Source organism: Nocardioides sp. (genome assembly GCF_030150155.1).
Classification (GTDB): domain Bacteria; phylum Actinomycetota; class Actinomycetes; order Propionibacteriales; family Nocardioidaceae; genus Nocardioides.
On sequence record NZ_JASLGR010000061.1, the window covers coordinates 87,068 to 100,115 of the forward strand.

Annotated in this window: 13 protein-coding genes; 6 read left to right on the plus strand and 7 right to left on the minus strand. The window is 70.1% G+C overall.

Annotation, left to right across the window (positions count from 1 at the left end):
• Positions 1-126: 126 nt before the first annotated feature.
• A complete protein-coding gene (locus Q1V88_RS19110) occupies positions 127-1,344 on the minus strand; it encodes an acetyl-CoA C-acetyltransferase (protein WP_300683505.1) in 1,218 nt (405 codons plus the stop codon).
• A gap of 41 nt (positions 1,345-1,385) precedes the next feature.
• Positions 1,386-2,171 carry an SDR family oxidoreductase gene (locus Q1V88_RS19115; RefSeq protein ID WP_300683507.1) on the minus strand — a complete coding sequence of 262 codons (786 nt, stop codon included), beginning with the start codon at positions 2,169-2,171 and terminating at the stop codon, positions 1,386-1,388.
• Between the two features lie 90 nt (positions 2,172-2,261).
• On the opposite strand from Q1V88_RS19115, the gene Q1V88_RS19120 reads away from it, so the two are divergent.
• From Q1V88_RS19120 to Q1V88_RS19135, 4 genes are all read left to right on the plus strand, one after another.
• Complete coding sequence (locus Q1V88_RS19120) at positions 2,262-3,068, plus strand: SDR family NAD(P)-dependent oxidoreductase (protein WP_300683509.1); 807 nt, start codon at positions 2,262-2,264, stop codon at positions 3,066-3,068.
• Positions 3,065-3,535 carry a thioesterase family protein gene (locus Q1V88_RS19125; RefSeq protein WP_300683511.1) on the plus strand — a complete coding sequence of 157 codons (471 nt, stop codon included), beginning with the start codon at positions 3,065-3,067 and terminating at the stop codon, positions 3,533-3,535. The genes Q1V88_RS19120 and Q1V88_RS19125 overlap by 4 nt, the downstream gene beginning before the upstream one ends.
• The gene (locus Q1V88_RS19130; RefSeq protein ID WP_300683513.1) at positions 3,535-4,278 is read left to right on the plus strand and encodes an SDR family oxidoreductase; all 744 of its coding nucleotides are present in this window, start codon (positions 3,535-3,537) and stop codon (positions 4,276-4,278) included. The genes Q1V88_RS19125 and Q1V88_RS19130 overlap by 1 nt, the downstream gene beginning before the upstream one ends.
• Before the next feature lie 85 nt (positions 4,279-4,363).
• Entirely contained in the window at positions 4,364-5,134 is a 771-nt protein-coding gene (locus tag Q1V88_RS19135; protein ID WP_300683515.1) for a hypothetical protein, read from the plus strand.
• Positions 5,135-5,273: 139 nt separating this feature from the next.
• Here Q1V88_RS19135 and pntB read toward each other — a convergent pair whose 3' ends face one another.
• Together pntB and Q1V88_RS19145 are read right to left on the minus strand one after the other, a co-directional pair.
• Positions 5,274-6,743: a Re/Si-specific NAD(P)(+) transhydrogenase subunit beta gene (gene pntB, locus Q1V88_RS19140; protein ID WP_300683517.1), complete on the minus strand. Its 1,470-nt coding sequence runs from the start codon at positions 6,741-6,743 to the stop codon at positions 5,274-5,276.
• Positions 6,744-6,746: 3 nt separating this feature from the next.
• Positions 6,747-8,297, minus strand: a complete 1,551-nt coding sequence (locus tag Q1V88_RS19145) for a Re/Si-specific NAD(P)(+) transhydrogenase subunit alpha (RefSeq protein WP_300683519.1) — start codon at positions 8,295-8,297, stop codon at positions 6,747-6,749.
• A 204-nt stretch (positions 8,298-8,501) separates the two neighbouring features.
• Here Q1V88_RS19145 and Q1V88_RS19150 point away from each other — a divergent pair, with 204 nt between their 5' ends.
• Positions 8,502-8,981 (plus strand): MarR family transcriptional regulator, encoded by a 480-nt coding sequence (locus Q1V88_RS19150; RefSeq protein ID WP_300683520.1) that lies wholly within the window; start codon positions 8,502-8,504, stop codon positions 8,979-8,981.
• A 66-nt stretch (positions 8,982-9,047) separates the two neighbouring features.
• Positions 9,048-10,358: a multidrug effflux MFS transporter gene (locus Q1V88_RS19155; RefSeq protein WP_300683523.1), complete on the plus strand. Its 1,311-nt coding sequence runs from the start codon at positions 9,048-9,050 to the stop codon at positions 10,356-10,358.
• Here the strand turns inward: Q1V88_RS19155 and Q1V88_RS19160 are convergent.
• The 3 genes from Q1V88_RS19160 to Q1V88_RS19170 all read right to left on the minus strand — a co-directional run bounded on the left by Q1V88_RS19160 (position 10,326) and on the right by Q1V88_RS19170 (position 12,935).
• Positions 10,326-11,513, minus strand: coding sequence for a flavin reductase (locus Q1V88_RS19160; protein ID WP_300683525.1), 1,188 nt, complete (start codon positions 11,511-11,513; stop codon positions 10,326-10,328). The two genes, Q1V88_RS19155 and Q1V88_RS19160, sit on opposite strands and share 33 nt — an antisense overlap.
• Positions 11,514-11,637: 124 nt before the next feature.
• Complete coding sequence (locus Q1V88_RS19165; protein WP_300683527.1) at positions 11,638-12,270, minus strand: TetR/AcrR family transcriptional regulator; 633 nt, start codon at positions 12,268-12,270, stop codon at positions 11,638-11,640.
• Positions 12,267-12,935 carry a TetR/AcrR family transcriptional regulator gene (locus Q1V88_RS19170; protein WP_300683529.1) on the minus strand — a complete coding sequence of 223 codons (669 nt, stop codon included), beginning with the start codon at positions 12,933-12,935 and terminating at the stop codon, positions 12,267-12,269. Before Q1V88_RS19170 ends, Q1V88_RS19165 begins: the two co-directional genes overlap by 4 nt.
• Between the last annotated feature and the right edge of the window lie 113 nt (positions 12,936-13,048).

The following is a 13,048-nucleotide window of genomic DNA, read 5'->3' on the forward strand; positions in this document are numbered from 1 at the left end:
TGGGCGCACCCGCGCCTGACCTGCCTCTCATACATATGAACCAGGGCGAAGTAACGACGGCTGTCAATGCTTCGCCCTGGTTCACATGTATGGGGCATTACTCTCCCCCCGGCTCACCCGATCAGTTCAGGAGAGGCGCTCGAGCACCAGCGCCATGCCCTGGCCGCCGGCCGCGCACATGGTCTCGACGCCGAACTGCGCGTCACGCTCCTGGAGCGAGTGGATCAGCGTGGTCGCCATCCGGGCACCAGTAGAACCGAACGGGTGACCCAGCGCGATCGCGCCGCCATTGACGTTGACCCGGTCGATGTCCAGGCCGAGCTGGTCGATCGTGGGCAGCACCTGGGCAGCGAACGCCTCGTTCATCTCGACCAGGTCGATGTCGCCGATCGACAGACCGGCACGGGCCACGGCCTGGCGGGTCGCCTCGACCGGACCAACACCCATGATCTCCGGGCTCAGCGCGGAGACGCCGGTGGAGACGATCCGAGCCAGCGGGGTCAGGCCGAGCTCACGCGCCCGGACGTCGCTCATGATGACCAGCGCCGCGGCACCGTCGTTGAGCGGGCAGCAGTTGGCCGCGGTGACCGTGCCGTCGGGGCGGAACGCGGGCTCCATCGCGGCGAGCTTCTCCAGCTTCACGCCACGACGCGGGCCGTCGTCGGTGGAGACGACGGTGCCGTCGGGCAGCGTCACCGGGGTGATGTCGCGCTCCCAGAAGCCACGGTCGGCGGCCGCCTCGGCGAGGTTCTGGCTGCGGACGGCGTACTCGTCCTGCGCGGCACGGGAGACGTTGTAGAAGTCAGCGACGTTCTCGGCCGTCTCCCCCATCGCGATGTAGATGTCGGGCAGCTCGCCGTTGGCGCGCGGGTCGCTCCAGCGCTCGCCCCGGGCGATCCGGTCGGCGTTGCGCGCACCGGCCTTGAGGTAGACCGGGTCCTTGGTGTTCTCCATGCCGTCGGACTTGCCCTGCGCGAAGCGCGAGACCGTCTCGACACCGGCCGAGATGAAGACGTCACCCTCGCCGGCCTTGATCGCGTGGAACGCCATCCGGGTGGTCTGCAGCGACGAGGCGCAGTAGCGGTGCACGGTGGTGCCGGGCACCGAGTCCAGGCCGGCACGCAGCGCGACGATGCGACCGATGTTGTAGGCCTGCTCGCCGGCGGGCTGGGCACAGCCCATCATCAGGTCGTCGACGGTGGTCGGGTCGAGCGAGGGCACCTGGGCCAGCGCGGCGCGGACCATCTGCTCGGCGAGCTCGTCGGGGCGGAGGTCCTTGAGCGACCCCTTGAAGGCACGACCGATCGGGGAGCGGGCGGCGGAGACGATGACTGCTTCAGGCATGAGGCTTCCTTCAGGTGCTGGGTGGTGGAAGGTCGGACGGTTCAGGCGTTGGGCGTGTGCTGCAGGAAGGCGGGCCACTCGCCGCCACCGTCGACGTTGAGCACCGCGCCGGTGATGTGGGTGGCCAGCGGCGAGGCGAGGAAGAGGACGGCGTTGCCGATCTCCTCGGGCTGGGCGAAGACGCCCCGCGGGATGGTCGCCGCGACGGCGGCGTACTGCTCGGGCGTGCCGTAGTGGTCGGCCGAGCCGGGCGTGGCGACCAGGCCGCAGCTGACCGAGTTCACCCGCACGTCGGGGGCCCACTCGACACCGAGGCTGGTGGTCAGCGACTCCACGCCGGCCTTCGCCGCGCCGTAGACGGCCGTGCCCGGGCTGGGACGACGTGCCGAGATCGACGTGATGTTCACGATCGAGCCCTTGCTGCGGGCCAGAGCCGGGTACGCCGCGTGGCTGACGTAGATCGTCGCCATCAGGTTGAGGGCCGCGATCTTGTCGTGGAAGCGCGGCGAGGCGTCGGAGAAGTTCGAGTACGGCGCGCCACCGGCGTTGTTGACCACGATGTCGAGGCGACCGTGGCGGGCCTCGATGTCGGCGACCCAGGCAGCGACCTGCTCGGGCTCGCGCACGTCGACCGAGGTGAAGACGGTGGTCCGCTCGACGCCGTCGGGACCCGTGCCTGAGCGGAGCACCTCGGGCGCGGTGCGCCCACAGATCTCCACGTCCGCACCGGCAGCGAGGAAGACAGCGGCGATGCCGTCTCCGACACCGCGAGCACCGCCGGTGATGGCCACCACCGAGCCGGTCAGATCGACCTGAACCGCCGCCATTGTTGAACGTCCTCTCGTCACACCGTCTCCGATTCGGACGGCGAAAACCGATGCTAGAGGCAAAACCAAACAAATGCTAGGTTGCTGAGCATGAGCAGAGTGAGCGTCGTCACAGGTGGAGCACAAGGGATCGGCGGCGCGACCTCGCGACTGCTCGCAGCCCAGGGAGACCAGGTCGTGCTCAACGACATCGATGCCGGGGCCGCAGCCGTCACTGCTGCGGCGATCACCGAGGCGGGCGGCCGCGTGGTCGTCGTACCGGGCGACATCACCACCCCCGAGGTCGTCGCCGCCGTCCTGGAGGCCGCCGACGCGCTCGGCGGCGCCGACGTGCTGGTCAACAACGTCGGTGACTTCCGGCCCGCCTCACGGGACTTCCTGCACTCCAAGCCCGAGCAGTGGTCGCGGCTCTACGAGCTCAACCTCGGCCACGTCATCGCCGTCACGCACGCACTGCTGCCCGGCATGATCGAGCGCGGCCGCGGTGGCGCGATCATCAACAACTCCACCGTCGAGGCGTTCCGCGGCATCCCCGGCCACGTCGTCTACTCCGCCTTCAACGCCGGCGTCTCGGCGTTCACCAAGTCCCTGGCCATCGAGGTCGGCCGCTACGGCATCCGGGTCAACGCGATCGCCCCCGACCTCGCCGACTCCGAGCAGACCCCCGCCTCGGCGATGCTGCGCGGGCGCGACCCCGAGCTGATCAAGACCTGGGTGCCGCTCGGCTCCTTCGGCCGCGTCGAGCAGTACGCCGACGTGATCGGCTTCCTCGCCTCCGAGGCCGCCTCGTTCGTCACCGGTCAGACCGTCCCGGTCGACGGCGGCACCCTGGCCGCCTCGGGCTGGTACACCCGCGTCGACGGCAAGGGCTGGACCAACATGCCCGACCGCGCGTGAGCGCCCGCCGTACGCCGGCCGCGGCCGGCCCCGTGCTGCACAGCGTCACGCTGCGACTCGGGTACGCCGACACCGACCCCGCCGGGATCCTCTACTACGCCGCCTGGTTCCCCTGGATGGAGCGGATGCAGAGCGAGTGGTTCTGGCTCAACGACCTGCGCCAGGACGAGCTCTCGGGCCGGCACGGCTTCTGGACCGTCACCGGCCACACCGAGTGCGACTACCTGGTGCCGGTCGGCCTGTTCGACGAGATCCGGATCGACCTGCGGGTCGGCCGGGTCGGGCGCCGGTCCTTCGACATGTCCCACACGATGGTGCGCACCAGCGACGACGTGGTCGTGGCCCGGGCGCTGATCAGCATCGTCTCCGTCGCCCCCGACGGCACCTCCCTCGACCTGCCCCCGCTGCTGCGCGACCACCTCGCCGCGTGGAGCGAGGGCCGTCGCCTCGTCCCCCGGGAGTCCTGATGTCGGATGACCTCGTCCTCATCACCGGTGCCGGCGGCGGCATCGGTGCCGCGATCGCCCGCCGCCTGGTCGCGTCGGGTCGCCCGGTCGCGCTGCTCTATCGGCGTACCCGCCCCGAGGCGCTGATCGAGGAGCTCGGCGACGCCGTCGGCTTCGCCGGCTCCTGCGACCTGACCTCGACCGACGCCCTCGCCGCGACCCTGGAGAGCCTCACCGCAACCACCGGGGCACCCACCGCGGTGGTGCACTCGGCCGGGCCGCACGTGCCGATGGTGCACCTCTCGAAGGTCTCCCCCGCGCAGTTCGCCGAGCAGATCGGCCAGGACCTGGTGGCGACGTTCAACCTCGCCCACGCCGTCCTGCCCGCGCTGCGCGAGGCCCGCGGGTCGCTCACCTTCGTGACCTCGGCGGGCACCACCCGCTACCCGGTCCGCGACGGCCTCTCCTCGATCCCGAAGGCCGGCGTCGAGGCCCTGGCCCGCGCACTCGCCGCGGAGGAGGGCCGCTTCGGCGTCCGGGTCAACAGCGTCGGCCCCGGCATGCTCACCGACGGCATGGCCGAGCGGCTGATCGCCAACGGCGACCTGGACCAGCGTGCCCTCGACACCGCGATGGGCAACATCCCGCTGCGCACCTTCGGCTCGGCCGACGACATCGCCGAGGCGGTCGAGTACCTCGCCTCGGACCGGGCCCGGTTCGTCACGGGCCAGAAGATCGACATCGACGGTGGCTACGGCGTCTGACCGCCGACTTCCGGGTTCACCACCGCCCACATCCGGGTTCACCACCGCCCACATCCGGGTTCACCACCCCTCGAAAGGAATGCCCGTGGACTCCCCCCTCGTCTTCTTCTCCTTCGTGACCCTGCACGACGCAGGGCCCGAGGAGCATCGCGCCTACAACGAGTGGCACCAGCTCGATCACCGTCCCGAGAACCTCGCCCTGCCCGGCGTGGCCTGGGGTGACCGGTGGGCGCTGCCGGCGGCGTACCGCGACCAGACCGACGCCTCCGAGGCGCACCGCGGCACCGACTACGTCGCGATGTACTGGTTCCGCGACCCGATCGACGAGGCGCTGCGGGAGTGGACCCAGCTCGGCACCGACTCGTTCCAGTGGGGTCGCGGGCCGTTGATCCCGGGCGTCGAGCGGACGATGCTCGGCTTCTTCAGGCCGGTCAAGGGCTACGCCGCGCCGAGCGCCCTGGTCAGCGCCGACGTGCTGCCGTACCGCCCGAACCAGGGCCTACACCTGAGTCTCGTCCGGTACGACGACCCGGTCGGTTCCGACACCCACGAGCACTACGCCTGGTCGGATCGGGTCGAGATCCCTGCGCTGCTCGACCTCGACGGGGTGGCCGGGGCCTGGACGTTCTCGTTCGCCTTCCACCAGCGGCACAGCGACCTGCCGCTGGCGACCGGAGACGACGACGCCCCGGGCTCGCTGCGGCTGCGGCTGCTGTACCTCGATGGCGACCCGCAGGCCACGACCGCCCGGATCGAGGAGCGCACCGCGGCTCTGGCCACCTCCGAGCCGGCCGTTCGGGCCGAGACCCTGCTCCGCACGCCGTTGAAGACGATCGTCCCCTGGCAGGACTGGTAACCGCCGAGATCCGGGTTCGCCACGCGCGAGATCCGGGTTCCTCACGCACGAGATCCGGGTTGCGCACAGCTTGCTGTGCGCAACCCGGATCTCGTTGGTGGCTAAGCCGGATCTCGGCGGTGGTGAACCCGGATCTCGGCTAGGCGCGGACCGGCAGGGCGGCCAGGATGTCGCCGACCTTGTCCTTGGCGTCCCCGAACAGCATCTGGGTGTTGTCGCGGAAGAAGAGCGGGTTCTGCACCCCGGCGTAGCCCGAGGCCATCGAGCGCTTGAAGACGATCACGTTCTTCGCCTCCCAGACCCGCAGCACCGGCATCCCCGCGATCGGCGAGGACGGGTCCTCGGCCGCGGCCGGGTTGACGGTGTCGTTGGCGCCGATCACCAGCACGACGTCGGTCTCGGCCAGGTCGTCGTTGATCTCGTCCATCTCCAGGACGATGTCGTAGGGCACCTTCGCCTCGGCCAGGAGCACGTTCATGTGGCCCGGCAGACGACCCGCGACCGGGTGGATGCCGAACTTCACGTCCACTCCCGCATCGCGCAGCTTGCGGGTCAGGTTGGCGACGTCGTACTGCGCCTGCGCCACCGCCATGCCGTAGCCCGGCGTGATCACGACCGACGAGGCGCCGGCCAGCATCTCGGCCGCACCTGCGGCGTCGATCTCGCGGTGCTCGCCGTAGTCGGCGTCGTCGGCCGAAGCGGGAGCCTCGATACCGAAGCCACCGGCAATGACGGAGATGAACGACCGGTTCATCGCCTGGCACATGATGTAGGACAGGTAGGCACCCGAGGAGCCGACCAGCGCGCCGGTGACGATCAGCAGGTCGTTGTTGAGCAGGAAGCCCGAGGCGGCCGCGGCCCAGCCGGAGTACGAGTTCAGCATCGACACCACGACCGGCATGTCGCCGCCGCCGATGGAGGCGACCAGGTGCCAGCCCAGGGCCAGGGCGACCAGGGTCAGCAGGATCAGGACGATCGTGGAGGAGGCGGGGCTGCCACCGTCACGGGCGACGACGACGTAGACCACGGTCAGGACGGCGAAGACGGCCAGGGAGCCCAGGTTGATCAGGTTCTTGCCCGGCAGCATCAGCGGCGAGGACTTCATCCGGGCCGAGAGCTTGAGGTTGGCCACGATCGAGCCGGTGAAGGTGACCGCACCGATGAAGATGCCGATGGCGACCTCGGCCGAGCGGATGTTCCACAGCGACTGCAGGCCGTAGTCGCCCACACCGCCGATGTGGCGGCCTTCCAGGTGTCCCACCCACCCGATCAGCACGGCCGCGAGACCGACGAACGAGTGCAGCAGGGCGATCAGCTCAGGCATCCCGGTCATCTGCACGATCCGGGCCCGCCACAGGCCGACCGCGGCACCGATGGCCATCGCCACGATCAGCAGGACCACCGACAGCGAACCGCCCGAGCTGAGGGTGTCGTCGCTGGTGGTGTCGATCACGAGGATGACGGTCGCGATCACGGCCACCGCCATACCGGCGATTCCGGCCGACAGCCCGCGCTTGGAGGTCTCGTGCTTGGACAGGCCTGCCAGGGACAGGATGAACAACAGCGCCGCGATCAGGTAGCCGGCGGTCGCGATGGAGGAGGCGGTCATGGGTCAGTTCCCCTTGCTGAACATCGCGAGCATGCGACGGGTGACGGCGAAGCCACCGAAGACGTTGATCGAGGCGAGCAGGATCGCCACGGCGGCCAGGATCTGCTCGAGGTGGTCCGAGGAGCCGACCTGCAGCAGCGCTCCGACCACGATCACGCCCGAGATCGCGTTCGTGACGCTCATCAGCGGGGTGTGCAGCGCGTGCGCGACGTGGCCGATCACGTAGAAGCCGACGACGATCGCCAGCGTGAGCACAGTGAAGTGCTGCGGGATCGGGTCGGGAGCGGTGGCGTTGACCAGGAAGAAGATCACCAGGCCCGCGACGACCAGGCCGAGCTTCGTGCTCGGCGCCATCGTCGTCGGGGCCGGCTTCTCCACCACGGCGGCAGCCGGGGCTGCGGCCGGAGCGGCCGAGACCTGCACCGGTGGCGGGGGCCACAGGATCTCAGTGGCCGAGCCGTCGTTGTGCGTCACCGTCAGGCCACGCTGGACGACGTCGTCGAAGTCCAACGCCAGTACGCCGTCCTTGGCCGGCGTCACGAGCTTGAGCAGGTTGACCAGGTTGGTGCCGTAGAGCTGCGACGCCTGGGCCGGCAGCCGACCCGCAAGGTCGGTGTAGCCGATGATCGTGACGCCGTTGGGGGTGGTGACGACCTGGTCGCGGACCGAGCCCTCGACGTTGCCGCCCATCGCGGCAGCCATGTCCACGATCACCGAGCCCGGCTTCATCGAGGCCACGTCGGCAGCGGTGATCAGGCGGGGCGCGGGGCGGCCCGGGATCAGCGCGGTAGTGACGATGATGTCCACGTCGGCGGCCTGGTCGGAGTACAGCTTCGCCGCGGCAGCGTCATAGGCCTCCGACGTGGCCTTGGCGTAGCCGTCGCTCGACTTCTCCGCCGACTCGCCGGCCACCACGACCGGCAGGTACTCCCCGCCGAGGGACTTGACCTGGTCGGCCACCTCGGGACGCGGGTCGGTGGCGCGCACGATCGCACCCAGCGACGACGCCGCCCCGATCGCGGCCAGACCCGCCACACCCGCACCGGCGACCAGCACCTTGGCCGGGGGAACCTTGCCCGCGGCGGTGACCTGACCGGTGAAGAAGCGCCCGAACACGTGAGCGGCCTCGACCACGGCACGGTAGCCGGCGATGTTGGCCATCGAGGACAGCACGTCCATCGACTGCGCACGGCTGATCCGCGGCACCGCGTCCATCGCCAGCGCCGTCACGCCCTGGGCGCGCAGCGCCTCGAGCAGCTCGGGGCTGAGCGCCGGGGAGATCAGAGAGGCCAGCACCGCACCCGACCGCAGCCGAGGAACGTCGGTGATCTCGGGGGCGTTGACCCGCAGCACCACATCAGCACCCCAGGCATCGCCAGCGGCACCGATCAGGGCACCGGCCTCGGCGTACGCAGCATCGGAGAACGACGAGAGATCACCCGCGCCGGACTCGACCACCACCTCGTACCCCAGACCGATCAATTGCCTGACGGTCGTCGGTGTGGCGGCCACCCGGGTCTCCCCGGTGCGTTCGCGCGTGACTCCGATGCGCATCCTTGCTCCTCACTTGTACTGACGTGTGCCAACGTGCTCGTAGGGACCGGCCCAACGGGCCGGTCCCATGACATTGAGGGGTGAGCCTGCCAGTCCTGCAACGAACGTGGAAGGGATGTCTTGATGGCGAGATTGTTCTCCACCGCTAGGAACGTTCAAAGAGACGTACATCACACCGAACCGGCGACCTTTACAGTAGGCCGCGTGAATGACACCCCCCGCTGGCTCTCGCCCGCCGAGCTCGAGTCCTGGATGTCGCTGACCTACATGCTCTCGATGCTCCCCGCCGCCCTCGGCGAGCAGCTCCAGAGCGACGCGGGGCTCTCGTTCACGGAGTACTACGTGCTCGCCGGACTGTCGGACGCACCGGAGCGCAGCATGCGGATGAGCCAGCTCGCCCTGTTCGCCAACGCCGAGCTCTCCCGGCTCTCGCACATGGTCTCCCGGCTGGAGAAGCGCGGCTTCGTCACGCGCCGCCCCGACCCCACCGACGGCCGCTACACGCAGGCGATCCTCACCGATGCCGGCTTCGCCCACCTCGCCACCGCAGCGCCGGGTCACGTCACCCGGGTGCGCGAGCTGGTCTTCGACGCCCTGTCCCCCGACGAGGTCGACGCCCTGCACCGGATCACCGACAAGATCAACCGCCGGCTCAACCCGGAGGACTGCGGATCCCGGCCGTGAGCAGCCTCACGACCACTCCGTGAGCACCGTCGGCGGCGGCACAGCCGACCTCGCTAACGTCGATGGGTGAGCTCCACCGCAGCATCCGGCACCCCTGAGGCGCCGGGCCTTCCCCTCAAGCTGATCTGCGTCCTGGCGCTGCTCTCAGCCACCCCGCCGGTCTCGACCGACCTGTACCTGGCCTCCTTCCCGGAGATGACCAGCGGTCTGCACACCGACGCCCAGCACGTGCAGCTCACCCTGACCGCGTTCCTGCTCGGCATCGGCCTGGGCCAGCTCTTCTGGGGCCCACTCTCGGACCGGTACGGGCGCTGGCGCCCGATGTTCGTCGGCACCGTGGTGGCCACCGTGGCCTCGCTGATCAGCGCGATGGCCCCGTCCGTCGAGCTCCTGATCGGGGCCCGCTTCGTGCAGGCGCTGGCCGCGTCGGCGACGCTGGTGATCGGGCGCGCGGTGATCTCGGACCTGGCCCGCGGGTTCCGTGCCGCCCAGGCGATGAGCCTGATGATGACGATCAACTCCTTCGCCCCGATCGCGGCACCGGTGCTGGGCGGCCTGCTCGCCGGGCACGTCCCGTGGCGCGGAGTCCTCGGCGTGATCGGTGCCGTGATGGTGATCCAGACGGTCTGCGTGCTGCTCGTGGTGCGCGAGTCGCTGCCGGCGGACCGGCGTGCCCCAGCGCTCTCGTTCAGGCCGCTCGGCACGATGATCGCCCAGCCGACGTACCGCTCGTACGCCCTGACCGTCGGGTTCTGCTTCGGTGCGCTGATGTCGTACATCTCGAGCTCGTCCTTCGTCTACCAGAAGGTGATCGACCTGCCCGGGTGGGCGTTCGGCGTCGGCTTCGGGGTGAACTCCGTGGCCCTGCTGATCGCCGGAGCGCGCTCGACCCGGCGGGCGCACCGCCAGATCCACCCTGCGACGACGGTCAGGCTCGCCCTGCCCTGGCTGCTGGGCGGCACCGTCGGCGTGCTGGCCTGCACGCTCTCCCCGTGGCCGGCGCTGTTGCTGGCACCGTTGCTGGTGACCGTCACGGCGGTCGGCTTCATCATCGGCAACGTGGTCACCCTGGCGATGAACCAGGCCCGCCTGCACAGCGGCGCGGGCTCCGCCCTGGTCGGGGCCTCGCAGTTCCTGGTCGGCGGCGCCTTCTCCGCCCTGACCGGCGTCGCCGGCGAGGAGACCGCGGTCCCGATGGGGATCTGCATGGTCGTCTCGGCCCTGCTGTGCGTGCTCTGCTTCGGCCGGGCCCGCGCCACCCTCACCCCTGCCAGCGAGGCCGTCTTCGCCGCACCGGCGCCCACCCAGGAGGCGCCGGCCGACGAGGCGACCTGGGTCGGAGCCTCAGCCGAGCGGGGCGACGCCGCCGATCGCTGAGGTGGCCGCAGCGGTCGCAGCCAGCAGCGCATCGGCGTACTCGCTGACGGTGGCGGCCGGGACGGAGCCGGGCGGCCCCCAGACGGTGAGGGTGAAGGCGACGTTGCCGGCCGCGTCGAAGACCGGCGCCGACAGCGAGCGCAGCTCGACGGTCTCGTCGACCTGGTCACGGTTGTAGCCGTCGGCCACCCTGACGATCGCCTCGCGCAGCGCCTCGGGCGAGGCCTCGCCGGCGTGCAGCAGGGTGGAGGTGCGCTCCAGGCTGGAGGACTCCGAGTGCCCCAGCGCGATCGCGTAGCCGCGCTGCCGGACCAGGTCGGGCACGCCGACCAGCCGCTCGGACTGCTCCGGGGTGAGGTGGTCGGAGATGGTCGCCAGCCACTGCCGCCGTACGTCGTCCTCGCTGAAGGCCGCGAAGCAGCTGCCCAGGGGCGCAGCGAAAGGGATCCGCTGGCCGACGCGGGTCGGGTCCATCGCGATCTCGGCATGCCCGGCGGAGGCGGCCAGCACCAGCTCGCCCCGGACCAGGGCGATCGCGGTGACCTCGGTGCTCTTGTCCGCGGCGAGGCGCTCCATCCAGGGCCGGGCGAGGTCGACCAGGCGGAGCTGGTCGAGCAGGTCGGCGTCGCGGGCGGCCAGCGAGTGCGGCGTGAAGGAGCCGTAGCCGCCCCGGAAGAAGAGCAGCGGCGAGGCACCCTCGCCGAGCTCCAGGGACTGCACCCGGCCGATCACGATGTGGTGGTCACCGGCCTCGTGGATCGCCTCGGTGTCGCAGTCGATCCAGGCGACGGCGCCGGCGATCACCGGGTTGCCCGCGGGCGAGGTGCTCCAGGCGATGTCGGAGAACTTGTCGATCTTGCGCATCGCGACCTTGCGGCAGACGTCCTCCTGGTCGGCGTCGAGGACGTTGACGCAGAACCGGGTGCCCGACTCACGCAGCGCCTTCCACGAGCTCGAGCCCTGGTCGGGCAGGAACGCGACGAGCGGCGGATCGAGGGAGACCGAGGTGAAGGATCCGACGGTCATGCCGATCGCCTCGCCGGCTTCGTCGCGGGCGGTGACGACCACGACGCCGGTCGGGAACTGACCGAGAACCTGGCGGAAATGACCCGGGTCGATCACCGGGACAGCCTCGACATGGGCTTCAACAGACATCTTCTCCACACTTTCTCCGTAACGATCACTACAGAGATTGGCATGGACAGACCCGCCTCAGCAAGAGCCGCGGAGAGAAAGTTGTGACGCCGGGCACAGACGTGCCCGGCGTCAGCAGCGCACGTCAGCTGTGGCGCGCAATGGCCGACTCGACGGTCGAGGCGATCAGCTCGGCGAAGTGATCGGGCTCGTACGGCATCCCTGCCTGACCGGCCAGGAACGCCCCATCGGTGGCCGCCAGCACGATCCGCGCCAGCGACCGGGCGAGCCCGGGATCGCCTGCCACCACCTCGGGCCCGAGGTAGGACTCGACCCAGGAGGTGATCTCCCGCTCGGTCTCGGCACGGACCGCGAGGAACCACTGCCGCGCCTCGGGCTCGACGTCGCGACCCTGGAGCAGCAGCATGTGCCCGATCCGAAGGAAGGCAGGGCCGTCGGCGAGGCTGCGGATCGAGCGCGCCAGGATCGACCGGGCGACCTCGCCGATCGGCCGCGAGTCCCACTCGGCGTGCTCCCAGCGCGGCTGGGTCTCGTTCCACTCCGCGAAGCTGTGCCGGATGACCTCGGCCATCAGCTGTTCCTTGTCCTTGAAGAACCAGTAGACCGAGCTCGCCGGCAGCCCGGAGCGCTTGGTGATCTTCGAGATCGACGCCCCCTCGTAGCCGGCCTCGGCCGCCACCTCGGCGGCGGCCCGCAGGATCCGGATCCGCGAGGCCTCGTGCTCGACCCCCGGGGCTGCGCTGCGCGCGCCGCTCATGCCGCCTCCTTCAGCCACCGCACCGCTTGCGCGGAGAGTCCGTCCGACACCAGGTCGATCATGGTGTTGAGATCCCAGTCGTCGTTGGCGATCAGGCCCACGAACAGGCCGTCCATCAGGGCCAGGTGGAAGCGCGCCAGACGCCCGGCGAACTCCTCGACGTCCGCATCGCCCGGCGGCTGCGGAGCGGCACCGGACTCGATGATCGAGGCCAGGACCTGCGACCACCAGTGCGCGATCGCACGCTCGGTGTCGAGCCTGACGTCGAGGTAGCGACCCCGCGCCGAGGGCTCCACCGGGCGGCGCTCCAACCCGAGCATCAGCCCGAGTCGCCAGAAGGCCGGCGACTCCAGCAGCGCCCGCGCGGCGCGGTGCAGCCGGTCGTGGATCTCGGCAGTGGTGTCGCCGAACTCGACCCGGGTCTCCCAGGTCGGCGCACCCTTGCGCCAGGTGACGTAGCTGTACTCCACCGTGGCCGCCAGGAGCTCGTCCTTGTTGCGGAAGTGCCAGTAGATCGAGCTGGCCGGCAGGCCGGTGCGCTCCGTCACCAGGGCGATGGACGTGCCGTCGTACCCACGCTCTGAGGCGAGCTCCAACGTCGCCTGCAGGATGCGGTCGCGCGACTCGTCGCCTTGTTGATGGCGGCGCGGTGTCTTCCGAGTCACCTGGTCCCCTCTCTTTGACAGTCCCTTGTCATTGTTCCGCAACTTCGAGTCACAAAAACTTTTCGACTCCAACGCTTGTGACCGCGGCCACATTGTGGCTACGGTCACACCTG

What these genes read in the sequence shown, in the direction of transcription:
- Q1V88_RS19145 (WP_300683519.1), bottom strand. Translation starts at nt 8,297, where the DNA reads ATGCGCATCGGAGTCACGCGCGAACGCACCGGGGAGACCCGGGTGGCC.
- Q1V88_RS19110 (WP_300683505.1), bottom strand. Translation starts at nt 1,344, where the DNA reads ATGCCTGAAGCAGTCATCGTCTCCGCCGCCCGCTCCCCGATCGGTCGT.
- Q1V88_RS19120 (WP_300683509.1), top strand. Translation starts at nt 2,262, where the DNA reads ATGAGCAGAGTGAGCGTCGTCACAGGTGGAGCACAAGGGATCGGCGGC.
- pntB (WP_300683517.1), bottom strand. Translation starts at nt 6,743, where the DNA reads ATGACCGCCTCCTCCATCGCGACCGCCGGCTACCTGATCGCGGCGCTG.
- Q1V88_RS19160 (WP_300683525.1), bottom strand. Translation starts at nt 11,513, where the DNA reads ATGTCTGTTGAAGCCCATGTCGAGGCTGTCCCGGTGATCGACCCGGGT.
- Q1V88_RS19165 (WP_300683527.1), bottom strand. Translation starts at nt 12,270, where the DNA reads ATGAGCGGCGCGCGCAGCGCAGCCCCGGGGGTCGAGCACGAGGCCTCG.
- Q1V88_RS19115 (WP_300683507.1), bottom strand. Translation starts at nt 2,171, where the DNA reads ATGGCGGCGGTTCAGGTCGATCTGACCGGCTCGGTGGTGGCCATCACC.
- Q1V88_RS19130 (WP_300683513.1), top strand. Translation starts at nt 3,535, where the DNA reads ATGTCGGATGACCTCGTCCTCATCACCGGTGCCGGCGGCGGCATCGGT.